This window comes from Streptomyces gottesmaniae (assembly GCF_031845845.1).
Lineage (GTDB): Bacteria > Actinomycetota > Actinomycetes > Streptomycetales > Streptomycetaceae > Streptomyces > Streptomyces akebiae.
The window spans coordinates 46,089-72,709 of record NZ_JAVRFJ010000028.1; the positions used below are offsets into that span (position 1 = coordinate 46,089).

A 26,621-nucleotide genomic window follows, 5' to 3' on the forward strand; every position below is an offset into this window, starting at 1 on the left:
GGCTGCCATGCAGTAACGTCGAACCGTGACGGTCAATGAAAACGGTCGCCGGAGCAGCGCCGAATCCGGCGGTGCCAGGCGTCGACGGAGCAGCACCTCGGGCGGGGAGCGGCCCAGCACGATCCGGGATGTCGCCGCGCGGGCCGGGGTCTCCGTAGCAACCGTTTCCCGCACCCTAGCCGGGAACTACCCGGTCTCCACGGAGACCAGGGCCCGGGTCATGGCGGCGGTCGAGTCACTGCACTATGTGGTGAACGTGCACGCCAAGGCGCTCTCCGGCCGCGTCGCCGGACCGGTCGCCCTGGTCATCAAGGACATCACCGGCCCCTCCCTCGCCCATGTCGCGGCGGGGGTGGAGCAGGCGGCCGCCGATCGGGGCCGACTGAGCCTGGTGTGTGCCACGCACGACGACTCGGCCCGCGAGGACGACCTGGTGCAGCTGATGCGCGAGCAGCACGCGGCGGCGGTCCTCCTCGTCGGCGGCGCCCGGCAGGACGAGGCGTACCGGAAGCGGATGGCCGAGTACGCGACGGCGCTGGACGCGGCGGGCTCCCGGCTGGTGCTGGTGGGCCGTCCGCCGCTGCCCGGCTCCCTGCCGGTCACGGTGGTGCAGTACGACAACCGGGGCGGCGCCTTCCAGGCCACCGACCACCTCCTGACCGCCGGGCACCGGCGCGTCCTCTTTCTGGGCGGCGACCCCGGGCTCAGCACGGCCGACCAGCGCCGGGACGGCTTCCTGCACGCCCTGCGCGCCCACGGCGTCGAACACGCCGAGGAGTTGGAGCTGCCCGGCCCGTACACCCGGGTCTCGGGTTACCAGCGCACCCGGGAGGCGCTGGCGGCCGGGCTCGACTTCACGGCGGTCTTCGCGGGCACCGACATGGTGGCCACGGGCGCGCTCGCCGCGCTGCGCGAGGCCGGGCTCGACGTCCCGGGCGACGTCTCCCTGATCGGCTTCGACGACGTCCCGTTCGCCGCCGACCTCTCCCCCGCGCTGACCACGGTGCGGGTGCCGTACGAGGATCTGGGGCGCACGGCGGTCCGGTTGGCGCTGGAGCGCGAGGAACGCCTGGGCGGCGACGACCATGTGGTGCTGGGCACGCAGTTGGTGATCCGCCAGTCCGTACGCACGCTTTCGTGATCGGCCAGTCCGTACGCACGCTTTCGTGATCGGCCAGTCCGTACGCACGCCTTCGTGATCCGCCCACCGGTACGCACGCTCTGGTGATCCGCCCACCGGTACGCACGCTCTGGTGATCCGCCCGCCGGTACGGCACTCTCGTGATCCGGCGGATCGCCCGCGCGCTTCGTGAGCGTGGCCACCGGCCGGTGACGACCGAGGCCGCGACAACCCGGGACAACCTCCACCTCGCCACAGGATTTTGACGAAGCGTCACTCCGTCGTAGGACGGCAGGCGCCATCAGGTCAACCGTCCCGGACTATTGACTCGGATCACCACAGTAGCGATTCTCGTCACATCGCTTGTGCCAGCCATGACAATCGGACTATGGCGTCGTGGGTGTTCAACGCGTCCCGGAAGGTCTGGCCGATCGACCGCGCATCCCCCGACCGAGGACGTGAGTATGACCAGGACTCCACGCGCCCACCGCAGACGCAGACCCCTCATGGTGCTGGCGCTGTTCCTGACCGCGATGGGCATGCTGCTCAGCCCGTCGTCGAGTTCGGCGGCCACCGGTGAATGGTGGCTGCCCACCTCACGGCCGTCCCCCGACTCCCAGATCAACGTGACGGGCGAGCCGTTCAAGGGGACCGACTCGGCGGGTGACGTGCGCGGGTTCGTCGACGCGCACAACCATCTGTTCTCCAACGAGGCGTTCGGCGGCCGGCTCATCTGCGGCAAGGTGTTCTCGACCACGGGCATCGCGGACGCGCTGAAGGACTGTCCCGAGCACTACCCGGACGGCTCCCTCGCGATCTTCGACTACATCACCCACGGCGGCGACGGCAAGCACGACCCGGTCGGCTACCCGACGTTCAAGGACTGGCCGGCGTACGACTCGATGACCCACCAGGCCAACTACTACGCCTGGATCGAGCGCGCCTGGCGCGGCGGTCAGCGGGTGCTGGTCAACGACCTGGTCACCAACGGGATGATCTGCTCCATCTACCCGTTCAAGGACCGCAGCTGCGACGAGATGACCTCGATCCGGCTCCAGGCGAAGCTGACGTACGACCTCCAGGCGTACATCGACGCGCAGTACGGCGGCACCGGGAAGGGCTGGTTCCGCATCGTCACCGACAGTGCGCAGGCCCGTGAGGTGGTCAAGCAGGGCAAGCTCGCCGTCGTCCTGGGCGTGGAGACCTCCGAGCCGTTCGGCTGCAAGCAGATCCTCGACATCCCGCAGTGCGGCAAGGAGGACATCGACAAGGGCCTCGACGAGCTGTACGACCTGGGTGTGCGCAGCATGTTCCTGTGCCACAAGTTCGACAACGCGCTCTGCGGGGTCCGCTTCGACGAGCACGGTCTCGGCACGGCCATCAACGTCGGGCAGTTCCTGTCGACCGGCACGTTCTGGCAGACGGAGAAGTGCAAGGGTCCGCAGAAGGACAACCCGATCGGCGGCGCCTCGACGGAGGCCGAGGAGGACCTGCCGGCGGGCACCGAGGTGCCGGAGTACGACGCGGACGCGCAGTGCAACGTGCGGGGGCTGACCGATCTCGGTGAGTACGCCGTCCAGGGCATGATGAAGCGCAAGATGATGCTCGAGATCGACCACATGAGCGTCAAGGCCACCGGCCAGGTGCTGGACATGTTCGAGGCCGCGTCCTACCCGGGCGTGCTGTCCTCGCACAGCTGGATGGACCTCAACTGGACAGAGCGCGTCTACTCCCTCGGCGGCTTCGTCGCCCAGTACATGCACGGCTCCGAGGAGTTCAGCACGGAGGCGAAGCGCACCGACGCGCTGCGGACCAAGTACGACGTGGGCTACGGCTTCGGCACCGACTTCAACGGGATCGGCGACCACCCCGCCCCGCGCGGCGCGAACACCTCCAACCCGGTGACGTACCCCTTCAAGAGCGCCGACGGCGGCTCGACGATCGACAAGCAGACCACGGGCCGGCGCACCTGGAACTACAACACCGACGGTGCGGCCCATGTCGGCATGGTCCCGGACTGGATCGAGGACATCAGACTCGTCGGCGGCCAGGGCGTCGTGGACGACCTCTTCAAGGGCGCCGAGTCCTACCTCGGCACCTGGGGTTCCTCCGAGGCCCACCAGGCGGGCGTGAACCTCGCCAAGGGCGTGCCGGCGACGGCCAGTTCGTCCGAGTCCAACCCCGTCACCAGCTATCAGCCCGGCCGGGCGGTGGACGGCGACGGCTCCACCCGCTGGGCGAGCGACTGGAGCGACAGCCAGTGGCTGAAGCTGGACCTCGGTTCCTCGCGCGTCATCAAGAAGGTCACCCTCGACTGGGAGCGTGCCTACGGCAAGGCGTACCAGGTCGACGTCTCCACGGACGGCTCGACCTGGAGGACCGTGTGGTCCACGACCTCCGGTGACGGCGGTCTGGACACGGCGACGTTCTCCTCGGTGTCGGCGAGATATGTTCGCATGCTGGGGACCGACCGCGGCACGGACTGGGGTTACTCCCTCTACGAGGTCGGCGTCTACAGCGGCTGACCGCACACCACGGGGGAAGAGGGATCCAGATGGCACGCCTGCCGTCGGCCGAACGGCGCAGACAGCTCACCGAGGCCGCGATCCGCGCGATGACCCGGGACGGCGTCCCCAGGACGACGACCCGGTCCATCGCGGCCGAGGCGGGCGTGTCACTGAGCGTCTTCCACTACTGCTTCGAGTCGAAGCAGGAACTGCTCGAGTCCGTCATCACCACCATCACCGGGCACTACGTCACGCTGGTACGGGAGGCGCTCCGCCCCCGTGACACGCTCAGGGAGACCGTCCGGGCCGGTTTCCAGGCCTACTGGGACCATGTCTCCGCCCACCCGGGCGAACACATGCTGACCTACGAGCTCACCCAGTACGCCCTGCGCGAGCCCGGTTTCGAGCACCTGGCCCGGCGGCAGTACGTGCTGTACCAGGACACCTACGCCGACCTGATCGAACAGCTGAGGCTGTCGATGCGATTCGAACTGACGGTTCCCGTCCCGGTCCTGGCCCGCTACCTCGCCGCCATGACCGACGGCCTCACCCTGAACTTCCTGGTCCTGGGCGACGACGCGGCGTGGACGAACATCCTGGACACGATCACGGACCATGTGGCGGGGCTCGTACGGGAGGAAGCCACCACACCCAACCCCTAGGCGTATCGCCCGATTCGCATAAGAATCGGACGATCCATGCGAACCTGTCGCTCGGTTCGCGCAGCGCGAGGGGGAGCGCATGCTGATTCCCAAACCATCAGCACCCAAGAACCAGACCGTTCCGTCGCAGCGGACAACAGCCGGACGGCGCCCCGGGGCTCAGGCGACTGAGAGCGGGCGCCAGGAGACCTCGACCGCCACTTCGCGGGAACGCACACAGACCTCGACCGCCACTTCGCAGGAACGCACACAGACCTCGCGCACCACCCCGCAGGAACGCACACAGAGCACGCCCAGCACCTCGCCGATACGAACACGGACCCCAAACACCACCTCGCCGGCACCCCGCACACCGACCTCGCCCACCCCCTCGCCGGAACACACCCGGCGTACGGGCCGCGGGGCCGTCGTCCCGGCGGAACCGGCGGTGTTCGGCCCTCCCTCATCGGAGTCCCGGCCGAAGCCCGGTACCGTCCCCCTCACGGCGGAGGTCCACAACCACTTCGTCGTCTTCAGGAAGGCCGTGACGGGCAGCCAGATCGCCGTCAACAACGGCACCGTCCACCAGCACCAGGTCATCCAACAGGTCGTCCAGCAGGTCGTCGTCACAGAGCTGATCACGCTCCCTCAGGTGCGGGCCATGATGGGCGCCGTCCGCCGTGTCGGGGTGAAGCCCGAGAAGTTGCGGGAAGTCCGCCAGGCCGCACACGCCTTTCACCACGAGGTCACCAGCCCCGTGCCCCGACCGGACCGCTTGCGGGAGGCTGCCACGCGCCTCGTCGCCGTCGTCGTCGAAGCTCTGGACACGGTCGAAGGCGAGCGCTCGGCACAGGCCGAGGAGCTGGCAGACGTGCTGCGCCCGGCTCTGCCCACCGCCACCCCGGCCCCTGACGCTCCCCACGCTCCCGAGGAGGAAGGTGGCCTCCGTGGCTGATGTCGGAGGCGGGCCGGTGTTCCACGGACCGGTGAGCGGCAGCCAGATCGCCTGGGGCAACCGGGACGTCGTGCAGAACCAGCGGCTCGACTCCGCACCTGCCCTCGACGACCTCCAGGTCAGCGTCCAGACCCTGCTGGACCGGCTCGACGACCTCGGGCTGTCCCCCGCCGACACGGTGTCCGTGCGCACGGACGCCGACGCGCTGTTGGACGAGGCATCCGCCGACGCCCCCGACCCGGGCCGCTTGCACCGGCTCCACGAGCGGATCCGGGCGGTGCTCGGCGTGCTCGCGACCGGGGCGGTGACCGGTGCCGGAGCCGGCGCGGCGCAGCTCGCGCAGAGCATGCTGGCCGACGTCCAGCGGGCCCTTCCGTAGCCGGGCGCCCCGGCCTACCGGGGCGCGCCCGTGCCCGCTCTCAGTGGGTCGACGCCGCGATCAGCTGGTCCAGGAGGGCGATCAGGACGTCGCGGCACGAGGTGCGTTCGCGGGCGTCGAAAAGGAGCACCGGGGTGTTCTCGGGGAGGGCCAGGGACTCCCGGATGACGTCGGGCTCGTAGGGGTGTTCGCCGTGGAAGCCGTTGACGCCGATGACGAAGGGGATCTTGCGGCGTTCGAAGAAGTCGATGGCGGCGAAGCTGGACTCGGGGCGGCGTACGTCGATGAGGACGACGGCGCCGAGGGCACCGATCGCGAGGTCGTTCCACATGAACCAGAACCGCTGCTGTCCGGGCGTACCGAACAGGTAGAGCACGAGGTCCTGGCCGATGCTGATCCGGCCGAAGTCGAGGGCCACCGTGGTGGCGTGCTTCTCGGGGATGCCGTCGAGGTCGTCGACCCCGAGCCCGGCGGTGGTGAGGGGTTCCTCCGTGCGCAGTGGGACGATCTCGCTGACCGACCCGACCATGGTCGTCTTTCCGACGCCGAACCCGCCGGCGATGAGGATCTTCACCGTGTCGGGTGCCGAGATGCCCTGTGCGGTGTGGTCAGAGCCGGCCAAGGCCGTCCCTCACTTTCTTCAGCAGGTCCAGGTCGGGGGCGCGGGCGATCAGGCGTGGCTGGCGGACGCTGATCCGGCCCGCTTCCAGCAGGTCGCAGAGCATGATGGCGACCACGCTGACCGGGAGGTCCAGCTTGCTGGCCAGCTCCGCCACCACGATCGGTCTCGCGCACAGCTTGACGATCCGTGCTTGCTCCGGCTGCGGCCGGGTGCCCCCCGCCGGCTGCGGGTCCACGGCCGTCACCATGGTGATGAGGGTGAAGTCGCCACGGGCGGGCCGGGTCCGGCCGCCCGTCAGGGTGAACGGGCGAACCAGCCGGCCCGCCGCGTCGCCTCCGTTCACCTCACTCGCCGCTGTCGGCCGCGACGACACCGGCGCGCGGCGCCGCGCTGAGGTGCTCGCCGATCTTCTTCACCAGCATGTTCATCTGGTACGCGACCACGCCGACGTCGGCGCCCTGCCGGGTCAGCACGGCGAGGTTGGCGCCGGGTCCGGCGTTGGTGAGGATCAGGAAGGCGTTGCCCATCTCGATGAGCAGCTGGCGGACGGGCCCGCCGCGGAAGTCCATGCTGACGCCCTTGCTGAGGCTCATCAGGCCGGACGCGGTCGCCGCCAGCCGCTCGGCGTCGTCGCGCAGGAACGCGGTGGACTTGCTGACGACCAGTCCGTCCTCGGAGAGCACGACGGCGTGGTCGACCTCGGCGACCCGGTCCACCAAACCGGTGAGCAGCTGGTCGAGCTGGCTGTGGGTGGCGGGGATGGGGCGTGTCATCTGTGTGTCCTTCGATGAGCGGTCTGCGGGGGAGGGAGTCGTGGGGACGTCAGGTGCCGGAGGCGGGGACTCGGTCTCCTGGGTCTTCGGATGCGGTTTCCTCCCCTGGTGCGTGATCGGGTTCCGCGTCGTCGTCACGTGCCTGGAGCGTTCCGCGCTGGAAACCGGCGAGCGAGGAGGCGGCCCGCTCGGCGGTGAAGTCGTCGGCGTCGCCGTCCGGGCAGGGCTCCGCCTCCTCCTTCAGCTCCGCCGCCAGACTGGTCTGCGGGATCCGGCGGGGCAACGGCATCGGGCCGCCCTTCTTCCCGGCTCGCGGCTTTTCGGCTCGGGCCTTCTCGGCTCGGGGCTTCTCGGCGGGGGCCGGCCGGGTGCCGTTCGCGTCCTCGACGGTGTCCGCTGCCCGCGCGTGCGCGGCGGACCGTTCCTCCGGCGTACGGTCCTCCGTCACGCGGTCCGGGTCCTGCCGTACGGCTTCTGGCTGCGGCTCCGCCGCCGTGGCGGCGGCGACCCGGGCGGCCACCGCCGAGGTACGGGAGGGGGATTCGACCGGATCGGTGCCGTCCGCGTCGGGGACGGGGGCCTCCCGCACCACGACCTCGTCCGGGATCAGCACGATCGCCGTGGTGCCGCCGTACGGCGAGGCGCGCAGGGTGACGGTGATGCCGTGCCGGGTGGCGAGCCGGGCGATGACGAACATGCCGAGCCGGAGGTCGTCGGCGAGCGCGACCACGTCGAACTGCGGGGGCACCGCCAGCTGCGCGTTGAAGGAGGTGTAGTCCTCCTCGGACATGCCGAGCCCCCGGTCCTCCACTTCGAGGGCGAGGCCCTTGGCGACGGTCGCGGCGCGAACGCTCACCGGGCTGGGCGCGGGCGAGTAGGAGGTGGCGTTGTCGATGAGTTCGGCGAGGAGGTGGATGACGTCGGCCACGGCGGGCGGGGCGATCCACACCTCGTCGTCGGTGTGCACCTCCACCCGCTGGTACTGGGCGACCTCGCCGACGGCGCTGCGCAGGATGTCGATCAGCGCGACCGGTTCGGTCCAGCTGCGGCCGGGCCGCTCGCCGCTGATGATGACCAGGTTCTCCTCGTAGCGGCGCAACTGGCTCGCGGTGGAGTCCAGTTCGTACAGGCCCTTGAGGATCTCCGGGTCCTGGTGCTGGCGCTCCAGCTTGTCGAGTTTGGCGAGCTGGAGGTTGACCAGGTTCTGGCTCTGCCGGGCGATGCCGAGGATGACGCGCTGGAAACCGCGCCGGGTGTCGGCGAGTTCCACGGCGGTGTGCACGGCGGTGCGCTGGGCGGCGTTGAACGCCTTGGCGACCTGGCCGAGTTCGTCGGTGCCGTAGTCCAACGGCGCCGCGGCCTCGTCCACGTCGACCTTCTCACCCCGGTCGAGGCGGGCGACGACGTCGGGCAGCCGGTGCTCGGCGAGGCTGAGGGTGGCCGTGCGCAGGCCCGTGAGGCGCCGGGAGAGGGAGCGGGTGATGCGCCAGGACATCACGACGCACACCAGCAGCGCGGCGAGACCGCCGGCGCTCAGCGAACCGGCCGTGATGAGCAGCTCGCGCGCCTCCTCGCCGCTGCGGTCCAGCAGCGCCCCGGTCTGTTCGCGGATCAGCTTCTCGTACTGAACGGACAGCCGCGTCATCGCGGCGTCCCACTCGGCCTGTGCCTGCGGCAGCCTGGTTCTGCGGGCGTCCCCGGTGCCCGCCGTGTGGGCCGAGAGGACCTGGTCCTCCACCTTCTGCAGCGTCTGCCAGTCCTTGCCATGGGTGATCTTCTCGATCTTGCTCTTCACCTCGCCCTCCACCGAGTGGACGAGCTGGTCGTCGACGAGCCAGCGGCGGGCGCTGACCACTTGGGCGAAGTGTTGGCGACTGGCCTCGTCGAGTTCGCCCGAGGGCCAGTTGAGGGTGAGGATCGCGTCGCCCTGGGAGACCAGTTCCGCGGCCTGTTCGAGGGTGACGAGCGGTCCGGCCTGCGAGGTGAGGTCACCGTCGTCGACCTGGGACAGCGCCTGGAAGGCGTGGATCTGGCCGTCGATGATCTCGGTGTACTGGTCGAGGATCTGCTCGGGGGTGATGTCGGTGGGGTTGTCCACCTGGTCCCGGTAGTACTCCAGGCTGCCGGAGCCGGCCATCACCGAGTACAGGCGGTCGCCGATGCGGTCGGGGGCGTCCTCGATGGCGCCGGCGCGCGAGGCGAGCTTCGCGACCGCCCGGTCGGTCACCCGGCGCTGCTGGTCCAGGATGTCCATGGAGCTGCCGGGGGCCGCCATGTAGGCCGCCGACAGGGCGCGTTCACGCTGCAGGGCGAGGGTCGCCTCGGTTCCCATGGCGCCGGTGGACTTGCTCAGTCCGGTCTGCGTCCGCAGCCGCAGTCCCTCCGAGAACATCTGGGTCGTCGTCACACCCCAGGTCGCGGCCAGCGTGACGCTGGGGATCAGAGCCAGGAGGATCAGCGAGAGACGTATGGAGCCGAGACGGCGCCGGGCGCCGGTCCGTGAGGGCATCGTCGTCCTTGGGCGGTTGGCGGGGAGCGGAAGAGACGGAGAGCGGGGGTGACAGGGGTCCGGGGGTGGTGGGTGGACACCTGTCAGTACGGCGCACAGGGGATGCGCAGGATGTTATCCGCACAAGTGAACGCACGTCGCAGGGGTGGCCGGAAGTTTGGGGTCGCCGTTACACGACCGTTCCGGATGCTTGGGTTCTGGGGCGAGGTCATGTCCGAACGGAAGGTTCCGTTTGTCGGTGTCACCGGGTCCCGTTCGCCGCGAACGCGGCGACTCCGGCGACGTTCTTCTTGGTGACGAACGCCGGGCCGGTGAGCACGGGTTCGACACCGCCGCCGCTGATGTTGCCGTTGGTCCGGTAGAGCCAGAGCCCGTCGACCGCGAGATAGCCCTGGAGGTAGGGCTGCTGGTCCACCGCGAACTGGACGTCACCGCTCTTCACCGCCTCGACCAGCTCCTTGTTGAGGTCGAAGGTGGCGACCTGGGCCTTGCTGCCGGCCTCGTCCACCGAGTCCACGGCGGCCAGCGCGAACTGGGCGCCGAGGGTGACGACCTCGTCGATGGTGGGGTCCTGGCGGAGCCTCGCGGCGATGGAGTCGGTCACCGAGCCCATGTCGGTGCCGTCGACGTACAGGTTCTCGGTCCGCCCGGCGAAGGCCTTGCGCACACCGGCGCAGCGGGCCTCGACGGCGACGTTGCCGCGCTCGTGGATGACGCACAGGGCGTGCTTGGCGGCGCGGGCGTCGAGTTCGTTGCCGAGGGCCCGGCCGGCGACGCTCTCGTCCTGGCCGTAGAAGGCCAGCAGACCCTGCGCCTGCCAGGCGTCGATACCGGAGTTGAGGCCCACCACGGGTATACCGGCGGCGCGGGCCGCGGCGACCGCGCCGCGCATCGCCTGCGGCTTGGCGAGGGTCACCGCGATGCCGTCGACCTTGTCGGCGATCGCGTCGCGCACCAGCTTCGCCTGCCCGGCGGGGTCCGGGTCGCTGACGAAGGTCAGCTCGACACCGTCCTTCGCCGCGGCGACCTCCGCCCCCTTGCGGACCAGGTCCCAGAAGGCGTCCCCCTCGGCGCTGTGCGTGATCAGTGCGATCTTCATCCCGCCCGAGGATCCCGACGTACCCGTGTCCGAATCGGCATCCGATCCGCCGAACACCGAGCAGCCGGCGACGGTCAGGCAGAGGGCCGCGGCGAGCGCCGTGGCACGGAACGCCGTGAAGATCCTTCGGGAGGCGGGGGGTGGGTTCATGGGGGCGCGGCACCTCGCTGTGCGACCGGGGTGGAACGGCTGTGGAGAGCGGAATCGTCGCCGCCACCGCGATGACGTGCGGCGACTGGCTGACTATCGCTGGGCGGAGCCAATCGCGTGTGACGCCCGGTAGTCAAGTGAACAACGGAATCGATGTATTGCTGTGACAGCCACCGGCCTGACCTGCGCGCACGTGTCAACGGCCGTCATGGGCCCGACCCGAGCGAACTGAACCGTTCCACCCGCTCCGCGGTGGGCGATTCTCAGCCACTTCACCTTCGCCTCGAAGTTCCTTTCACCTGACCGAAATTCGCGCCGAAGGACGGCAACCTCTCCCCCGTGGGCGGCGACTGCTCGGCTGACGGCCATCCCCGCACGGAACGGAAGCGACGCGTGAGCGACAACCACGGCAAGGCCCGCCACCGCAGAAGGAAGACGGCCCTCGTGGCCGGTGTCCCCCTGACCCTGGCCGCCGCCGGGACCTTGGCCTACGGCACGGTCCTCGGCGTCTTCGGCGAGGCCGCGCAGCCCCGTGCGGCGGCGGCCACCGCCGCCTGGGCCACGGAGACCGCCGACGGCTTCGCCTCGGTGAACGCGCTGGGCCAGAACGGGACCTACGGCGGCCGGGACGGAAAGACGGTCACGGTGCGGACCCTGGCCGACCTGGAGAAGTACGCGACCGCACCCGAGCCGTACGTCATCGTCGTGGCGGCGACGATCGACATGAACCCGGTGGGCAAGGAGATCAAGGTCGCCTCCGACAAGACGATCGTCGGCTCGGGCACCTCGGGCCACATCGTGGGCGGCGGCTTCTTCCTCGGCTCCGGCGTCCACAACGTCATCATCCGCAACCTGACGATCCGGGACTCCTACCAGGGCACCTGGAACGACAAGGACCACGACTTCGACGCCATCCAGATGGACGGGGCCCACCACGTCTGGATCGACCACAACGACCTGCGGCACATGGCGGACGGCCTGATCGACAGCCGCAAGGACACCACCTACGTCACCGTCTCCTGGAACAGGCTGAGCCAGAACAACAAGACCTTCGGCATCGGCTGGACCACCAACACCACCGCCGACCTGACGATCCACCACAACTGGTTCCGCGAGACCGAGCAGCGCAACCCGTCCACCGACAACGTGGCGCACGCGCACCTGTACAACAACTTCCTGGAGGACGTCTCCGGCACGGACATCGCCTCCTCGTACGGCAACTACGCGCGCGGCAACACGAAGATGGTCCTGGAGAACAGCTACTTCCAGGGCCTGAAGAACCCGGTCACCAAGGACTCCACGGCCGCCCTGGTCCAGCGCGGCAACGTCTTCTCCGGCACCTCGGGCCGCAACGAGAGCGGCGGCACGGCCTTCGACCGAAGACGTACTACAGCTACACCCTCGACAAGGCCGCCGACGTGCCCGCGCTCCTGAAGTCCGGTGCGGGCCCGCGCGGTTCCATCGGCACGACCGCGACGACGACGCCCAAGGCCGCCGCGGCCACCACGCTCACCGTCGCCAAGGACGGCAGCGGCCAGTTCACCACCGTGCAGAAGGCCGTCGACGCGGTCCCCGCGGGGAACACAGCGCGGGTGGTGATCTCGGTCGCGCCGGGCACGTACCGCGAGGTCGTCAAGGTCCCGTCCAACAAGCCGCACGTCACCATCCAGGGCTCGGGCGGCAGCCGCAAGGACACCACGATCGTCTACGGCAACGCCGCGGGCATGCAGAAGCCGGACGGTTCGGGCACCTACGGCACACCCGGCAGCGCCACCGTGTCCATCCAGTCCGACGACTCCCAGGTCCGCAACCTGACCGTCACCAACGACTTCGACGAGGCCGCGAACCAGTCCCTGAACGGACACCAGGCCGTCGCGCTCCTCACCCAGGCCGATCGGATCGTCCTCGACGGGGTCATCGTCAACGGTGACCAGGACACCCTGGAGCTGGAGACCGCCGCCAAGGACAAGCTCGGCCGCGTCTACGTCACCAACTCCTACATCACCGGCAACGTCGACTTCGTCTTCGGCCGGGCCACCGTGGTCGTCGACAAGTCGGTCATCACCCTGAAGAAGCGCTGGAACGGCACCTCCGCCGGGTACATCACCGCGCCGAGCACGCCCGCGAACCGCAAGGGCATCCTGATCAACCGCTCCACGGTCAACGGCGACGTGTCCGCCGCGAGCTTCTTCCTCGGCCGCAACTGGCACCCCGGCGGCGACACGACCGTCGACCCGCAGACCACGGTCCGCAACTCCACCCTCAGCGCCGCGATCAAGTCGACGCCCTGGTCCGACATGGGCGGCTTCTCCTGGAAGGACGACCGCTTCGCCGAGTACAAGAACACCGGCGCGGGCTCCGGCAGTGCGAGCGGCGACCGCCCGCAGCTGACGGACGCCCAGGCCGCCGACCAGGAGGTCGCGGACTGGCTGGGCGGGTGGACCCCGGGCACCTGACCCGGCGGGTACGGCGAGGGACGCACCGCTCCGGTTTCTGTTATCCGCCCCGGGGCCGGTGCGTCTCCTGTGTGCGGCCGCCCGCGCGGGCCGACGCGGGCACGAGCCGCGACCTGTACCCGAGACCCGAGGACCCCCACGTGACTGCACAGATCAGCCGCCGGAGCACGCTGAAGATCGCCGGTATCGCCGCGGGTGCGGCGGGCCTGGGAGTCGGCACGGGCCTGGCGGCGACGCCCGCCTCCGCGGCGGGCACCGCCTTCGCGCACCCCGGTCTGCTCCACACGTCGGCCGACCTCGCCCGGATGGCGGCCGAGGTGAAGGCCGGTGCCCGGCCCCACACCGCGGGTTTCGCGAAGCTGACCGCCAACCCGCACTCCCAGAGCTCCTGGACCCCCCGACCCGTCGCCACGGTCTACCGGGGCAGCGGATCCCCGCAGAACTACGCCCAGCTGTACAAGGACGTCCACGCCGCCTACCAGAACGCCCTGCGCCATCACATCACCGGCGAGAGGGCGCACGCCGACACCGCCGTGCGGATCCTCAACGCCTGGTCGGGGACGCTGACCAGCGTGCAGGGCAGCGCCGACCGGTTCCTCGCGGCGGGCCTGTACGGCTACCAGTTCGCCAACGCCGCCGAACTCGTCCGCGACCACGACGACTTCGAGCTGGACCGCTTCAAGACGATGCTGAGCGAGGTCTTCGCCCCGCTCAGCGACGACTTCCTGGTCCGCCACAACGGCGCCGTGATCACCAACTACTGGCCCAACTGGGACCTCGCCAACATGGCCTGCGTCCTGGCCACCGGCATCTTCTGCGACGACAAGGCCCAAGTGGCGCGCGCCGTCGACTACTTCAAGAACGGCGAAGGCCTCGGCGCGGTCAGGAAGGCCATCCCCGTCGTCCACGACGACGGCCTCGCCGAGTGGCTGGAGGCGGGCCGCGACCAGGGCCACGCGCTGCTGGGTGTCGGCCTGATGGGCACCTTCTGCGAGATGGCCTGGAACCAGGGCGTCGACCTGTACGGCTACGACGACAACCGCTTCCTCAAGGGCGCCCAGTACGTGGCCAAGTGGGCCATGGGAGGCAAGGTCGCCTACACCGCCAACACCCGCGCGAAGGGCGCGGTCAACGGCTGGTCGGGCAGGGAGACGGCGTCCGACGCGGCCGGTGTCGACCCGAACATGACGCGCCCCATCTGGGCCATGATCGCCAACCACTACACCAAGCGCCGGGGCCTCGACGCCTCCTACCTCACCCGCATGGCGGCCAAGACCGCGCCCGAGGGCGGTGGCGGCGACTACGGCCCCGACAGCGGCGGCTACGACCAACTGGGCTTCGGGACACTGGCGTTCACCCGGGACCGGGCGACCGCGGCCGAGGCGGACCGGGCACCGACCGCGTCGGGCTCGGACACCGGTACCACCGCCGACACCGGTTCCGCCGCGGACTCCGGCTCGGGCGCGGGCAAGAAGGGCGCCCGGGACACCTCCTCGTCCTCCTCCGCGAGCGCCCAGGGCGGCCGAAACGAGGACCTGGCCGCGACCGGCACCTCCGACCTCCCGGCCTGGACCGCCGCCGGCGGAATCGCGGCCCTCGCGGGCGGCCTGCTCCTGCTGCGCCGCCGCACCCGCTCGGGCGGCGGTGACACGCCGCAGGGCTGACCCGTCCCCCGGGCCGCGCCGTACGGCGCCCGTGCAACGTCCTCGCAACCTGACGAGGCGTTCACTGCGCTCATGGATGTCGTCCCGCGTGTTGAGCTGACCCCCGCGGCCGCCGATCTCGTCCGGCGGCTGCGGGCGGCACACGGCCCGTTGATGTTCCACCAGTCGGGCGGCTGCTGCGACGGCAGCGCCCCCATGTGCTATCCCGACGGCGAGTTCCGTACGGGGAACGCGGACGTCCTCCTCGCGGAGCTGACCGTCGACGGGGTCGACGAGGCGGTGGGTTTCTGGATGTCCCGCGGCCAGTACGAGGTCTGGAGCCACACCCGGCTCATCGTGGACGTCGTACCGGGCCGGGGCAGCGGGTTCTCCCTGGAAGCACCCGAAGGGGTGCGTTTTCTCATCCGTTCCCGCGTCGTCGAGGCGGAGCCCCCGCCCGGCCGGTAGTCGTCTGGTGCACTTCCCCTGAGTCCTGCGACATTTGACGAGACATCAGGGGGCACCGTGACACGTCGTACCGCACGGTTCAGGACGGTACTGACGGTTCTCTCGGCGTGGAGTGTGCTGGCCGGCGCGGCCCTCGTGGGGGCGGCACCGGCCAGTGGCGCGCCCAGGGCCGTCGTCGTCGCACCGGGCGTGGAGTACAGCCAGTTCGGCATCCAGGCGGCCAGGGGCCCGGCGCACGCCCATGTGCTGAGCGTCGACCTGAGCGATGCCCGGGTGGGCGTCGGACTGCTGTACCCGGGCAAGGTGGCCTCGCGCGCGACCGTGTCCCGGCTGGCCGGGGCGGCGGGTGCCGTGGCCGGGGTCAACGGCGACTTCTTCAACATCACCGAGACCCAGCACCCCGGCGTCGCGGCCACCGGGGCGCCGGTCGGCCCGGCGATCGCCGGCGGGCACCCGCTCAAGGCCGCCGTACCGAAGGGCCAGCGCTTCGGCCCGGCGCTGCCGCCGGGCACCGGCACCACGGACGTGCTGGGTGTCACCACCGACGGGACGGCCCGCCTCGACAGCATCACCCTCGACGGTTCCGTCACCACCGCCGCGGGCGATCTTCCGCTGCGCGGCCTCAACCAGTACGCCCTGCCGGTCGGTTCCGTGGGGGCGTTCACCTCGGACTGGGGCAGCGTCTCCCGGATGCGCGCGGTCTGCGGCACGGACACCGACCGGGCCGCGCCGTGCAGCACCGACACGCACGAGGTGCTGGTCGAGGACGGCCGCGTGGTCGGAACGGCGGGCACGCCCGGCAGCGGTGCGATCGCGGCCGGCGCGACCGTTCTGGTCGGCCGCGAGGCGGGCGCCCAGCAGCTGCGCAAGCTCGCCCCCGGTGACGCGGTGGAGGTACGGCACCTCCTCGTCTCCTCGACCGGCTCGCCGTACGCGTTCGCGCTCGGCGGCTACCCGGTCCTGCGGGGCGGCCGACCGCTGCCCGGTCTCGACGCCACGACCTCGGCGGTCCGCACGGCCGCGGGCGTCGCCGACGGCGGCCGACGCCTGCTGCTCCTCGCCCTGGACGGCGCCGCGGCCTACCGCACCGGGCTGACCATCGCCGAAGTGGCCGACACCATGCGGGGCCTGGGCGCGGTCGACGCGTTCAGCCTGGACGGCGGCGGCTCCTCCACGCTCGTGGCCCGCGCCCCGGGGGCGAGCGCGGTCACCGTCCGCAACCACCCGAGCGACGGCACGGAACGAGCCGTACCGAACGGCATCGGTGTCTTCACCAAGGCATGAACGCGGGGAACCGCGCGAGAAGCCCGCACCCTCACGGCTTCACGCGGCTCACGATGTCCGCCGTGGCCGTCAGCCCGTTGTGCACGGTCGGCGCCAGACTCGTGCCGGCCATGGAGAACCCCAGCAACACGCAGACCGCGGCGTGCGAGAACTTCAGCGCGCCGTTGCGCAGGAAGACCACCGTGAGAATCATGAGCAACACGACCACTGAGATGGAAATGGCCATCGTCAACCTCCTCCGCCACGCCCACTTCGCGGCATTTGGCCGTAAGTGTGGCGTAGCGGAGGGTTCGTCCGGGCGGCTGACGTGTCCGCCGAACGAGTGGTGTCGACCGTGTCGTGGCTACGCCGACCGGCGGGCGTCCAGGAACGCTTCGAGACCAGCGAGGTCGTCCGTGTTGAGGTGGTCGACACCGGCCGCGAGCAGTTCGCCCCACAGCGCGTCCCGGGCGGGACCCGCCAGGTCGGGCGTCGCCCAGAACCGCACCTTCTGTCCGCGCCCGTGCGCCGTGGAGACGATCTGCCGGAGCTTGGCGCGCTCGGCCTCCGGGAACGGACCGACGCCCTGCCAGGTGAAGTTGAGCAGCCAGTTGTCGGAGATCAGCGGGATGAAGGAGGCGGGCGCGGGCGTCGGGGACATGAGGTCGGCGAGTCGGCCGTCGTAGAAGGCGCGCCGCACGGTCTGCGCCTCCATGGGCACTCTGGCGGCCCGGTCCCCGGAGATCACGGCCGTGACCGCGCCCCGGTGGACCCGGCCGTGCGCGTACGTGGTGAACAGGTGCCGGTAGCGCCGCAGATGACGGTCGAGCTCCAGATAGGTGGAGGAGCCCTCGGTCTTGATGTCGATGAGCAGGTGCAGCGGCCTCCGGTGCCCCCGGTACACCGAGCCGTGGTGGGCGCGGACGCGGGCGGCGAGCGGGTCCAGGTAGAGGGCTTCGAGCGTGCGGGCGGGGTCGAGGTCGGCGGGGTCGTGGGCGACGAGGAGTCGGTCGCCGACGAGGAAGATGTCGGCCTCGACGCTGCCGAAGCGATGGTCGAGGGCGTCGAGGAGGGGCCGCGGGTGCTCGTAGTCGTTGTGCGCGTGGGCCCGCCACAACGGGCGCGGCCGGTGCTTGTGTTCGCCGGCCAGCGCGCTCGTGGCGGGCAGGGCGAGGGCGCCGGTGAGGGCGGCGCCGAGGGTGGTGAGGGCTCTGCGACGGGTGGTGAGGGCCATGCTCTGCCTCCCGGGTGGGCCGGTTGCGGACCCAGCGAGTATGCGAGCCGGAAGGGGCCGATGAGCAGGTCCGTGCGGGGAGTTGGCCGGACCGCCGTCGTGCGTTCACCCACCTCCGCCCCGGCCGCCGGGCGCACACGAAGAGGCCCGCCCCAGGTGGGGCGGGCCTTCCTCGCTCTTGTCGGCTCTGCTCCCGGCGTACGTCAGGGGGCCTGGAGGTCGACCAGTTCGGCCAGGGCCGCCCGGTGGGCGCCCGCCGTGCCGTACGCGATCGAGTCCGCCTTCGCCCGCTTCAGGTACAGGTGGACCGGGTGTTCCCAGGTCATGCCGATACCGCCGTGCAGTTGGAGCGCCTCCTCGGCCGCGTGGACGGCCACGGGCGCCGCGAAGGCCTGGGCGACGGCCACGGCGAGGTCGGCGTCGTCGCCGCCGGTGGCGAGTTGGTCGGCCGCGTTCCGGGCAGCGGCCCGCAGATTGACGACCTCCAGCCACAGCTGCGCGAGGCGGTGCTTGAGCGCCTGGAAGCCGCCGACGGGCCGGTTGAACTGCTTGCGTTCCTTGAGGTAGCGGACCGTCTCGGTCAACGTCCATTCGGCGAGGCCGAGTTGCTCGGACGCGAGGAGCCCGGCGCCGGCCCGCAGCGCACGGCGTACGGCGGGTTCGGCGTCCCCGAGGAGGCGGCCCGGCGCACCGTCGAGCGTGACCTTCGCCAGCGGCCGGGTCAGGTCCAGCGACACCTGCGGCGTGACGGTCGCCGCCGAGGCGTCGACCGCGTAGAGGCCCCCGTCATCGGCGGGCACCAGCAGCACATCGGCGGCGGCCGCGTCGGCGATGCCGGTCAACTCCCCGTGCAGGGCGCCGTCCTCGAACCGTACGACCTGGTAGGCGCTGCCTGCGGGGATGTTCAGGGCGACGGCCAGGGCGCCGATCCTGCGGCCCGATGCCAGCTCGCCGAGCAGGTCTCCGGCGTCGGCGGCCAGCAGGGCCTCGGTGGCGACGACGGCGCTGGTGAGGTACGGCACCGGGGCGACGGCCCGGCCGAGCTCCTCCAGGACGACGGCGACCTCGCGATGCGTGGCACCCTGGCCGCCCAGCTCCTCGGGGACGAGGAGGCCGGCGAGGCCCATGCCGTCGGCGAGCAGCTTCCACAGTTCACGGTCGTGCGGGGCGTCCGACTCGGCGCGGGCGATGACACCGGCCGCGTCGCAGTGGTCGGTCAGCAAGTCGCGGACGGCCGCGCGGAGGGCCTCCTCGTCCTCCGAGTACAGCAGGTCGGGCTCGGCGCGCCGGTTCGGCTGGGTGCTCATCGGGCGAGGTCCTTCCACGCGACGTCCTTGTCGGTGCGCGGCTCGCCGGGCAGGCCCAGGACGCGCTCGGCGACGATGTTCAGCAGGACCTCGGTGGTCCCGCCCTCGATGCTGTTGCCCTTGGAGCGGAGGTAGCGGTAGCCGGCGTCCCGGCCGACGAAGTCGACCAGCTCGGGACGGCGCATGGTCCAGTCGTCGTACAGCAGGCCTTCCTCGCCGCGGAGTTCGACCTCCAGGCCGCTGATCTCCTGGTTGAGGCGGGCGAAGGCGAGTTTCATGCCGGCGCCCTCGGGGCCGGGCTGTCCGGCGACGAGCTGCTGTCGCAGCCGCTCGGCGGTGAGCCGGGCGGCCTCGGCCTCGACCCAGAGCTTCAACAGCCGCTGGTGGAGGTCGTGGGTGCGCAGCTCCGGGCGTTCGCGCCAGGTCCTGGCGACCGGGCCGATCATGCCGCCCTCACGGGGCAGCCGCATGCCGCCGATGGCGACGCGTTCGTTGTTGAGGGTGGTCTGCGCGACCTTCCAGCCGTCACCGATCTCGCCGAGGCGACGCGCGTCCGGGATGCGGACGTCGGTGATGAACACCTCGTTGAACTCGGCCTCGCCGGTGACCTGCCGCAGTGGCCTGACCTCGATGCCCGGGTCGGTCATGTCGCAGATGAAGTACGTGATGCCGCGGTGCTTGGGCACGTCCGGGTCGGTGCGGGCGATGAGGATGGCCCAGCGGGCGATGTGGGCGCTGGACGTCCACACCTTCTGTCCGTTGACCACCCAGTCGCCGTCGCCCTGCCGGACGGCCCGGGTGCCGAGCGCGGCGAGGTCGGAGCCGGCGCCGGGCTCGCTGAAGAGCTGGCACCAGACCTCCTCCCCCGTCCACAGCGGCCGCAGGTACTGCCGCTTCTGCTCCTCGGTGCCGTAGGCGAGGATCGTCGGCGCGGCCATGCCGAGGCCGATGCCGATACGGCGCGGGTCGTTGTCGGGGGCGCCCTCCGCCTCCAGGTCGGCGTCCACGACGGCCTGGAGGGAGCGCGGGGCGCCGAGTCCGCCGAGGCCCTCGGGGTAGTGCACCCAGGCGAGCCCGGCGTCGAAGCGGGCGCGCAGAAAGTCCAGGCGGTCGGTGGTGGCGGGCGGGTACGCGGCCAGCAACTCGGCCGTGCGGCGCCTGAGGTCGGCTGCGTCGGTCATGCGGCGGCTCCGTTCTCCGGCGAGGGCACCACGACGACCCGGCCGGTGGTCACACCGTCGGCTACGCGCTGTACGGCGGCCGCGGCCCCGTCGAGCGGGGCGCGCTCGCTCACCAGCGGCTTGACGACGCCCCGGGCGGCCAGCTCGGTGAGCTGCTCGTGGCAGTGCTGGACCAGCTTCGGGTTCTTGGTGTTGTACAGGCCCCAGTGCAGGCCGAGGATCGAGTAGTTCTTGACGAGGGCGTGGTTGAGGCCGGGGCTGGGGATCGTCCCGCTGGCGAAGCCGACGACCACGATGCGCCCTTCGAAGGCGACGACCTTGGTCGACTGCGTGTAGGCCTCGCCGCCCACGGGGTCGTAGATCACGTCCGCGCCCCGGCCCGCGGTGGCTTCCTTCACGGCGGAGACGACGTCCTCGCTCCGCCGGTCGATCACCACGTCGCAGCCCAGCTCCCGGGCCACGACGGCCTTCTCGGCACCGCCCACGACGCCGATGACCGTCGCCCCGGCCGCCTTGCCGAGCTGTACCGCCGCGCTGCCGACGCCTCCCGCGGCGGCGTGGACGAGCAGGGTCTCCCCCGCTTCGAGGCGGGCCCGGCGGTGGAGGCCGAACCAGCCGGTCTGGTAGCCGATGTGCAGGGCCGAGGCCTCGGCGTCGTCCAGCGACTCGGGTGCGGGCAGCAGAGCGGCGGCATCGGCGACCGCGTACTCGGCGAGGCCGCCGTGCGGCAGCGCCGGATTGGCGAGGACCCGGCGCCCGTCCTCCGTCTCCCCGCAGATCTCCACACCCGGGGTGAACGGCAGCGGCGGCCGGACCTGGTAGTGCCCCCGGCACATCAGCACATCGGGGAAGTTGATGTTCGCGGCACGCACCCTCAGCAGGACCTGGCCGTCGCCGGGCGTGGGCCGCTCCACGTCCTGGAGCCGCATCACCTCGCTCGGCTCGCCGTTCTCGTGCACTTGCCATGCCTGCATGCGGTGCCTCCACGGACTGCTTCGACTGCCTCGCCGGACCCCGGGGCCGACTGCCGCATGCATACTAAGCGGTCGCTTGCCCTCCGGGGAACAGTCCGGGCCCAGTAGCGTGCGTCACGACCGCGTCGGCCGCGCGCGTACGTGCATCCGCTCCCCCTGCGGTCCGAACAGGCTGAGGAACTCCACCGGTCCCTCCCCCGTCGACCCGAACCAGTGCGGCACCCGGGTGTCGAACTCGGCGGCCTCCCCGGCCACCATCACCACATCATGTTCACCGAGCACGACGCGCAGTTTCCCGGACATCACATAGAGCCACTCGTAGCCCTCGTGGCTGCGCGGCTCCGGCTCCTGCTTCGACTGGGGAACGAGCACCTTGAAGGCCTGGAGGCCGCCCGGCTGCCGGGTGAGCGGCCAGTACGTCCGCCCGTGCCGCTGGATCGGCTTCGACCGCACCCGGGGATCGCCCACCGGCGGCTCCCCGATCAGCTCGTCCAGCGGCACCTGGTGGGCCCGCGCGATCGGCAGCAGGAGCTCCAGGCTGGGCTTGCGCAGCCCCGACTCCAGCCGCGAGAGCGTGCTCACCGAGATGCCGGTCGCCTGCGACAGCCCGGCGAGCGTCGCCTCCCGCTCCTTGCGGATCCGCCGCAGCCGCGGCCCCACTCCGGCGAGCACCTCGTCCGTGCCGCCCGTCACCTCATCCGTGTCACTCATGCCGACATTGCAGTTTCGGCAAAGACATTTGTCAATGCGGCAGCACTCGCGCGACCGTCGGTCGTGGAGGTGGTCACCATGACCGAGCAGTACGAAGTGATCGTCATCGGCGGCGGCACGGCGGGGCTCTCCGCCGCCCTGGTCCTCGGCCGGGCCCGGCGCCGCACCCTGGTCGTCGACGCGGGCGAGCCCCGCAACGCGCCCGCCGCGCACATGCAGGGCTTCCTGTCGCGGGACGGCATGTCCCCGGCCGAGTTCCTGGCCGTCGGCCGGGAGGAGATCGCCCGCTACGGCGTGGAACTGGTCCGCGGCCGGGCGGTCGACGTGACCCGGGACGACGACGGCCGGAGTTTCACCGTCGCCCTCGGGGACGGCCGGACCGTGCGCGCCCGGCGCCTGGTCGTCGCGACGGGGCTGAAGGACGAGCTCCCGGCCGTGCCCGGCGTCGCCGAACGCTTCGGCAGGGACGTCCTGCACTGCCCCTACTGCCACGGCTGGGAGGTCCGCGACCAGCCCTTCGGTGTCCTCGCCACGACCCCGATGAGCGTCCACCAGGCCCTGATGGTCTCGCAGTGGTCCAAGGACGTGACCCTGTTCCTGCACGAGGTCCCCGAGAGCGACCTCTCCGACGACGACCTGCGCCGCCTCGCCGCGGCCGGGGTCCGCGTGGTCCCCGGCGAGGTCGCCGGCCTGGTCGTGGAGGACGACCGTCTCACCGCCGTCGGGCTCGCCGACGGCACGGACCACGCCCGTTCGGTGCTCTTCACCGCCCCCCGCCCGGTCCCGCAGACGGGCCTGCTGGAGAAACTCGGCGCCGACCTGCACGAGACCCCCTTCGGCTCCTACCCCGTGATCGACCCGACCGGCCTGACCTCGGTCCCCGGCGTCTGGGCCGTCGGCAACGCGATGGGCTTCTCCGAACAGGTGATCAACGCGGCCTCCTCGGGCTACCGAGCGGGCGCGACGATCAACGGAGACCTGCTGATGACGGACCTGGACGCGGCGACGCGGGCCTAGCGCCATGGACACCCGCCCGAGGCGATCGGCCCGAAGGGCCATCGCCGAAGGGGCGCGGGGAACTGCGCGAGAAGCCCCCTCACCGGCACCCGCCACCACACCGGCGCCCCCGCCCCTGTAGGCGCTCGGCGAGACTCCGTAGCACCATGGCTCCATGCTCTTCGCCCGGCTCGCCCGCGTGTCGCAAGAGATCGCCGCCGCCTCGGCGCGGTCCCGCAAGACCGCCCTGCTCGCCGAACTCTTCCGGGACGCCGACGCGGCGGACGTCCCGATCGTCATCCCGTACCTCGCGGGCCGACTGCCCCAGGGCAGACTCGGTATCGGCTGGAAGGTCCTGGACCAGCAGATCCTGCCGGCCACCGCCCCCACCCTCACGGTCCGCGAGGTGGACGCCCGGCTGACGGTGATCGGCGCGGTCACCGGCACCGGCTCCCAGGCCGAACGCAGGCGCCTGGTCGGCGAGTTGCTGGCGGCGGCCACCGAGGACGAGCAGCGCTACCTGTTCGGCCTGCTCACCGGGGAGGTCCGCCAGGGCGCCCTGGACGCCCTCGCCGTGGAGGGGCTGGCGGGCGCCACCGGGGTACCCGCCGCCGACGTACGCCGGGCGGTGATGCTGGCCGGTTCGCTCCAGACCGTGGCCCAGGCCCTGCTCGCGGAGGGCTCGTCGGCCCTCGAAGCGTTCCGGCTCACCGTGGGGCGGCCCGTCCAGCCGATGCTGGCGCACAGCGCGTCGTCCGTCGCGGAGGCGGTGGCGAAGCTGGGCGCGTGCGCGGTCGAGGAGAAACTCGACGGCATCCGCGTCCAGGTCCACCGTGACGGCGACGACGTACGCCTCTACACCCGCACCCTGGACGACATCACCGACCGGCTGCCCGAACTCACCTCCGCCGCAAGGGAGTTGAGGGGCGAACGGTTCATCCTGGACGGAGAGGTGATCGCGTTCGACGAGGACGGACGGCCGCGTTCCTTCCAGGAGACCGCCGGACGGGTCGGCTCCCGGCTGGACGTGGCGACGGCGGCCGAACAGGTACCCGTCTCGCCGGTCTTCTTCGACGCGCTCTCCGTCGACGGCCAGGACCTGCTGGACCTGCCCTTCGCCGATCGCCACGCCGAACTGTCCCGCCTCGTCCCCGAGCCGATGCGCGTCCGCCGCACCCTGGTGGACGGCCCCGGCGATCTCGCCGAGGCGGAGGGCTTCCTCGCCGCCACGCTGGAACGCGGTCACGAGGGCGTCGTGCTGAAGGCTCTCGACGCCCCCTACAGCGCGGGCCGGCGCGGGGCGTCCTGGTTGAAGGTCAAGCCGGTGCACACCCTCGATCTGGTGGTCCTGGCCGCCGAGTGGGGACACGGCCGCCGCACGGGCAGGCTCTCCAACCTGCATCTCGGCGCCCGCACCGCCGACGGCTCCTTCGCCATGCTCGGCAAGACCTTCAAGGGCATGACCGACGCGTTGCTGGCCTGGCAGACCGAGCGGCTGAGGGAGCTGGCCGTGGAGGAACACCGCTGGGGCCTGACCGTACGCCCCGAACTCGTCGTCGAGATCGCCTACGACGGCCTGCAGCGCTCCACCCGCTACCCGGCCGGCGTCACCCTCCGCTTCGCCCGCGTGATCCGCTATCGCGAGGACAAGACCCCCGCCGAAGCCGATACGGTCGAGACCCTGCTCGCCGCACACCCCGAGGTGACGCGTTGACCACACCCAAGCGCAGTGCCGGCCTGCTGCTCCACCGCCGCACCGAGCACGGCGTCGAGGTACTGCTCGGCCATATGGGTGGCCCGTACTTCGCGCACAGGGACGCGGGGGCGTGGAGCGTGCCCAAGGGCGAGTACGAGCCGGACGAGCCCGCCTGGGACGCGGCCCGCCGGGAGTTCCAGGAGGAGCTGGGGCTGGCGCCGCCCGACGGGGAGGCCGTACCGCTGGGCGAGGTACGGCAGAAGAACGGCAAGATCGTCACGGCCTGGGCGATCGAGGCGGACCTCGACCCGGCGACCGTCGTACCGGGGACCTTCCGCATGGAGTGGCCGCCGAGGTCCGGGCAGCTCCAGGAGTTCCCTGAGCTGGACCGCGTGGAGTGGCTCGGCGTCGAGCGGGCCCGGGCCGTGATCGTCCCGGCACAGGCGGAGTTTCTCGACCGCCTCCTGGAGCACTCGTCCTGAGTCCGCGTTGCGGCGTGCGCCGTCGCGCGGGAAGGTCGAAGGACAGTCCACGCAGGAGGCCAGCATGCCCATCGCCACGGTCAACCCGGCGAACGGCGAGACCCTCAAGACGTACGACGCCCTGGGCGAGGAGGAGATCGAGCACCGCCTCGCCACCGCCGACGCCACGTTCCGCACCTACCGGACCACCTCCTTCGCGGAACGCGCCCGGCTGCTGCGCCGGGCCGCCGACCTCCTCGACGAGGACACCGAGGACGTCGCCAGGGTGATGACCACGGAGATGGGCAAGCCCGTCAAGCAGGCCCGTGCCGAGGCCGCCAAGTGCGCGAAGGCGATGCGCTGGTACGCCGACCATGCCGAGGTGCTGCTCACCGACGTGGAGCCGTCCGACGCGGATGTGAAGGACTCGGGCGCCTCCCGTGTCCTGGTCCGCTACCGGCCGCTCGGTCCGGTGCTCGCCGTGATGCCCTGGAACTTTCCGCTCTGGCAGGTGATCCGCTTCGCCGCACCCGCCCTGATGGCGGGCAACGTGGGCCTGCTCAAGCACGCGTCCAACGTCCCGCAGACCGCGCTCTACCTGGAGGATCTCTTCCGCCGGGCGGGATTCCCCGAGGGCTGCTTCCAGACGCTGCTCGTCGGCTCCGGCGCCGTCGAGGACATCCTGCGCGATCCCCGGGTGAAGGCCGCCACCCTCACCGGCAGCGAGCCGGCCGGGCGGGCCGTCGCCTCGGTCGCCGGGGACGAGATCAAGAAGACGGTCCTGGAACTGGGCGGCAGTGATCCGTACGTGGTGATGCCGTCCGCCGACATCGAGAAGGCGGCGGAGATCGCGGTGACGGCCCGGGTGCAGAACACCGGGCAGTCGTGCATCGCCGCCAAGCGGTTCATCGTGCACGCCGACGTGTACGACGCCTTCGCCGAGCGGTTCGTCGAAGCCATGAAGGCGCTGCGGGTGGGCGACCCGCTGGACGAGGACACCGACGTCGGCCCGCTCTCCAGCGAGCGGGGCCGCGCGGACCTGGAGGAACTGGTCGACGAGGCCGTGGAGAGCGGCGCCACCGTCCTGTGCGGCGCCGAACGCCCCGACGGACCCGGCTGGTTCTACCCGCCGACCGTCCTCGCCGACATCACCCCCGAGATGCGCGTCCACCAGGAGGAGACCTTCGGTCCCGTGGCCACGCTGTACCGGGTCGCCGACGTCGACGAAGCGATCGCGATCGCCAACGACACGCCCTTCGGGCTCAGCTCCAACGTGTGGACCCGGGACTCCGCCGAGGTCGACCGCTTCGTCCGGGACCTCGACGCCGGCGCGGTCTACGTCAACGGGATGACCGCCTCCCACCCGGCGTTCCCGTTCGGCGGGGTCAAGCGGTCCGGCTACGGGCGTGAGCTGTCCGGACACGGAATCCGGGAGTTCTGCAACATCACCACCGTATGGCACGGGGCGTGAGCGTT

The 26,621-nt window shown here is 71.2% G+C and carries 23 protein-coding genes and 1 pseudogene; 13 read left to right on the forward strand and 11 right to left on the reverse strand.

Annotation, left to right across the window (positions count from 1 at the left end):
• Positions 1–25: 25 nt before the first annotated feature.
• From RM704_RS28385 to RM704_RS28405, 5 genes are all read left to right on the forward strand, one after another.
• Positions 26–1,141, forward strand: a complete 1,116-nt coding sequence (locus tag RM704_RS28385; protein ID WP_078937243.1) for a LacI family DNA-binding transcriptional regulator — start codon at positions 26–28, stop codon at positions 1,139–1,141.
• A gap of 443 nt (positions 1,142–1,584) precedes the next feature.
• The gene (locus RM704_RS28390) at positions 1,585–3,645 is read left to right on the forward strand and encodes a galactose-binding domain-containing protein (protein ID WP_192829722.1); all 2,061 of its coding nucleotides are present in this window, start codon (positions 1,585–1,587) and stop codon (positions 3,643–3,645) included.
• A gap of 29 nt (positions 3,646–3,674) precedes the next feature.
• The gene (locus RM704_RS28395; RefSeq protein ID WP_033529074.1) at positions 3,675–4,289 is read left to right on the forward strand and encodes a TetR/AcrR family transcriptional regulator; all 615 of its coding nucleotides are present in this window, start codon (positions 3,675–3,677) and stop codon (positions 4,287–4,289) included.
• A 427-nt stretch (positions 4,290–4,716) separates the two neighbouring features.
• Complete coding sequence (locus tag RM704_RS28400) at positions 4,717–5,223, forward strand: hypothetical protein (protein WP_033529072.1); 507 nt, start codon at positions 4,717–4,719, stop codon at positions 5,221–5,223.
• Positions 5,216–5,602: a hypothetical protein gene (locus RM704_RS28405; RefSeq protein WP_157856728.1), complete on the forward strand. Its 387-nt coding sequence runs from the start codon at positions 5,216–5,218 to the stop codon at positions 5,600–5,602. The genes RM704_RS28400 and RM704_RS28405 overlap by 8 nt, the downstream gene beginning before the upstream one ends.
• A 40-nt stretch (positions 5,603–5,642) precedes the next feature.
• Here the strand turns inward: RM704_RS28405 and RM704_RS28410 are convergent, their stop codons facing one another.
• From RM704_RS28410 to RM704_RS28430, 5 genes are all read right to left on the reverse strand, one after another.
• Positions 5,643–6,224 (reverse strand): GTP-binding protein, encoded by a 582-nt coding sequence (locus RM704_RS28410; protein WP_033529071.1) that lies wholly within the window; start codon positions 6,222–6,224, stop codon positions 5,643–5,645.
• Positions 6,211–6,567: a DUF742 domain-containing protein gene (locus RM704_RS28415; protein ID WP_033529070.1), complete on the reverse strand. Its 357-nt coding sequence runs from the start codon at positions 6,565–6,567 to the stop codon at positions 6,211–6,213. The genes RM704_RS28410 and RM704_RS28415 overlap by 14 nt, the downstream gene beginning before the upstream one ends.
• A gap of 1 nt (position 6,568) precedes the next feature.
• Positions 6,569–6,997, reverse strand: a complete 429-nt coding sequence (locus RM704_RS28420; protein WP_020114533.1) for a roadblock/LC7 domain-containing protein — start codon at positions 6,995–6,997, stop codon at positions 6,569–6,571.
• Positions 6,998–7,046: 49 nt separating this feature from the next.
• Positions 7,047–9,506, reverse strand: a complete 2,460-nt coding sequence (locus RM704_RS28425; RefSeq protein WP_033529069.1) for a sensor histidine kinase — start codon at positions 9,504–9,506, stop codon at positions 7,047–7,049.
• Between the two features lie 241 nt (positions 9,507–9,747).
• Positions 9,748–10,755, reverse strand: a complete 1,008-nt coding sequence (locus tag RM704_RS28430) for a substrate-binding domain-containing protein (RefSeq protein ID WP_033529068.1) — start codon at positions 10,753–10,755, stop codon at positions 9,748–9,750.
• A gap of 393 nt (positions 10,756–11,148) precedes the next feature.
• On the opposite strand from RM704_RS28430, the pseudogene RM704_RS28435 reads away from it, so the two are divergent.
• The 4 genes and pseudogenes from RM704_RS28435 (at position 11,149) to RM704_RS28450 (ending at position 16,606) form a co-directional block, all read left to right on the forward strand.
• Positions 11,149–13,211, forward strand: a pseudogene (locus RM704_RS28435) (pectinesterase family protein).
• Positions 13,212–13,351: 140 nt separating this feature from the next.
• Positions 13,352–14,875, forward strand: coding sequence for an alginate lyase family protein (locus tag RM704_RS28440; RefSeq protein ID WP_052146204.1), 1,524 nt, complete (start codon positions 13,352–13,354; stop codon positions 14,873–14,875).
• 72 nt (positions 14,876–14,947) lie between these two features.
• Positions 14,948–15,322, forward strand: a complete 375-nt coding sequence (locus tag RM704_RS28445) for a DUF779 domain-containing protein (RefSeq protein WP_033529067.1) — start codon at positions 14,948–14,950, stop codon at positions 15,320–15,322.
• Between the two features lie 57 nt (positions 15,323–15,379).
• Positions 15,380–16,606 carry a phosphodiester glycosidase family protein gene (locus RM704_RS28450; RefSeq protein ID WP_438828959.1) on the forward strand — a complete coding sequence of 409 codons (1,227 nt, stop codon included), beginning with the start codon at positions 15,380–15,382 and terminating at the stop codon, positions 16,604–16,606.
• 31 nt (positions 16,607–16,637) lie between these two features.
• On the opposite strand, the gene RM704_RS28455 is transcribed toward RM704_RS28450, so the two are convergent.
• The 6 genes from RM704_RS28455 to RM704_RS28480 form a co-directional block, all read right to left on the reverse strand.
• On the reverse strand, positions 16,638–16,832 hold the full coding sequence (locus RM704_RS28455) for a hypothetical protein (RefSeq protein WP_033529065.1): 195 nt from the start codon (positions 16,830–16,832) through the stop codon (positions 16,638–16,640).
• A gap of 117 nt (positions 16,833–16,949) precedes the next feature.
• Entirely contained in the window at positions 16,950–17,819 is an 870-nt protein-coding gene (locus RM704_RS28460; protein ID WP_033529064.1) for a phosphatidylinositol-specific phospholipase C/glycerophosphodiester phosphodiesterase family protein, read from the reverse strand.
• A 203-nt stretch (positions 17,820–18,022) separates the two neighbouring features.
• Positions 18,023–19,126 (reverse strand): acyl-CoA dehydrogenase family protein, encoded by a 1,104-nt coding sequence (locus RM704_RS28465; protein WP_033529063.1) that lies wholly within the window; start codon positions 19,124–19,126, stop codon positions 18,023–18,025.
• Positions 19,123–20,307, reverse strand: coding sequence for an acyl-CoA dehydrogenase family protein (locus RM704_RS28470; protein ID WP_033529062.1), 1,185 nt, complete (start codon positions 20,305–20,307; stop codon positions 19,123–19,125). The genes RM704_RS28465 and RM704_RS28470 overlap by 4 nt, the downstream gene beginning before the upstream one ends.
• Positions 20,304–21,281: an NADPH:quinone oxidoreductase family protein gene (locus RM704_RS28475; protein WP_033529061.1), complete on the reverse strand. Its 978-nt coding sequence runs from the start codon at positions 21,279–21,281 to the stop codon at positions 20,304–20,306. Before RM704_RS28475 ends, RM704_RS28470 begins: the two co-directional genes overlap by 4 nt.
• Before the next feature lie 114 nt (positions 21,282–21,395).
• A complete protein-coding gene (locus RM704_RS28480) occupies positions 21,396–21,992 on the reverse strand; it encodes a helix-turn-helix domain-containing protein (RefSeq protein WP_033529060.1) in 597 nt (198 codons plus the stop codon).
• 78 nt (positions 21,993–22,070) lie between these two features.
• Here RM704_RS28480 and RM704_RS28485 point away from each other — a divergent pair, with 78 nt between their 5' ends.
• The 4 genes from RM704_RS28485 to RM704_RS28500 all read left to right on the forward strand — a co-directional run bounded on the left by RM704_RS28485 (position 22,071) and on the right by RM704_RS28500 (position 26,616).
• Positions 22,071–23,009, forward strand: a complete 939-nt coding sequence (locus RM704_RS28485; RefSeq protein WP_033529059.1) for an NAD(P)/FAD-dependent oxidoreductase — start codon at positions 22,071–22,073, stop codon at positions 23,007–23,009.
• A gap of 154 nt (positions 23,010–23,163) precedes the next feature.
• The gene (locus tag RM704_RS28490; protein WP_033529058.1) at positions 23,164–24,702 is read left to right on the forward strand and encodes an ATP-dependent DNA ligase; all 1,539 of its coding nucleotides are present in this window, start codon (positions 23,164–23,166) and stop codon (positions 24,700–24,702) included.
• A complete protein-coding gene (locus tag RM704_RS28495) occupies positions 24,699–25,166 on the forward strand; it encodes an NUDIX hydrolase (protein ID WP_033529057.1) in 468 nt (155 codons plus the stop codon). Before RM704_RS28490 ends, RM704_RS28495 begins: the two co-directional genes overlap by 4 nt.
• 64 nt (positions 25,167–25,230) lie before the next feature.
• Positions 25,231–26,616: an NADP-dependent succinic semialdehyde dehydrogenase gene (locus tag RM704_RS28500; protein ID WP_033529056.1), complete on the forward strand. Its 1,386-nt coding sequence runs from the start codon at positions 25,231–25,233 to the stop codon at positions 26,614–26,616.
• Positions 26,617–26,621: the final 5 nt, after the last annotated feature.

Bases quoted from the DNA above. Each gene is read 5' to 3' on its own strand.
- RM704_RS28390 (WP_192829722.1), top strand. From the start codon at position 1,585: ATGACCAGGACTCCACGCGCCCACCGCAGACGCAGACCCCTCATGGTG.
- RM704_RS28395 (WP_033529074.1), top strand. From the start codon at position 3,675: ATGGCACGCCTGCCGTCGGCCGAACGGCGCAGACAGCTCACCGAGGCC.
- RM704_RS28420 (WP_020114533.1), bottom strand. From the start codon at position 6,997: ATGACACGCCCCATCCCCGCCACCCACAGCCAGCTCGACCAGCTGCTC.
- RM704_RS28425 (WP_033529069.1), bottom strand. From the start codon at position 9,506: ATGCCCTCACGGACCGGCGCCCGGCGCCGTCTCGGCTCCATACGTCTC.
- RM704_RS28430 (WP_033529068.1), bottom strand. From the start codon at position 10,755: ATGAACCCACCCCCCGCCTCCCGAAGGATCTTCACGGCGTTCCGTGCC.
- RM704_RS28445 (WP_033529067.1), top strand. From the start codon at position 14,948: ATGGATGTCGTCCCGCGTGTTGAGCTGACCCCCGCGGCCGCCGATCTC.
- RM704_RS28455 (WP_033529065.1), bottom strand. From the start codon at position 16,832: ATGGCCATTTCCATCTCAGTGGTCGTGTTGCTCATGATTCTCACGGTG.
- RM704_RS28460 (WP_033529064.1), bottom strand. From the start codon at position 17,819: ATGGCCCTCACCACCCGTCGCAGAGCCCTCACCACCCTCGGCGCCGCC.
- RM704_RS28465 (WP_033529063.1), bottom strand. From the start codon at position 19,126: ATGAGCACCCAGCCGAACCGGCGCGCCGAGCCCGACCTGCTGTACTCG.
- RM704_RS28470 (WP_033529062.1), bottom strand. From the start codon at position 20,307: ATGACCGACGCAGCCGACCTCAGGCGCCGCACGGCCGAGTTGCTGGCC.
- RM704_RS28475 (WP_033529061.1), bottom strand. From the start codon at position 21,281: ATGCAGGCATGGCAAGTGCACGAGAACGGCGAGCCGAGCGAGGTGATG.
- RM704_RS28480 (WP_033529060.1), bottom strand. From the start codon at position 21,992: ATGAGTGACACGGATGAGGTGACGGGCGGCACGGACGAGGTGCTCGCC.
- RM704_RS28485 (WP_033529059.1), top strand. From the start codon at position 22,071: ATGACCGAGCAGTACGAAGTGATCGTCATCGGCGGCGGCACGGCGGGG.
- RM704_RS28490 (WP_033529058.1), top strand. From the start codon at position 23,164: ATGCTCTTCGCCCGGCTCGCCCGCGTGTCGCAAGAGATCGCCGCCGCC.
- RM704_RS28500 (WP_033529056.1), top strand. From the start codon at position 25,231: ATGCCCATCGCCACGGTCAACCCGGCGAACGGCGAGACCCTCAAGACG.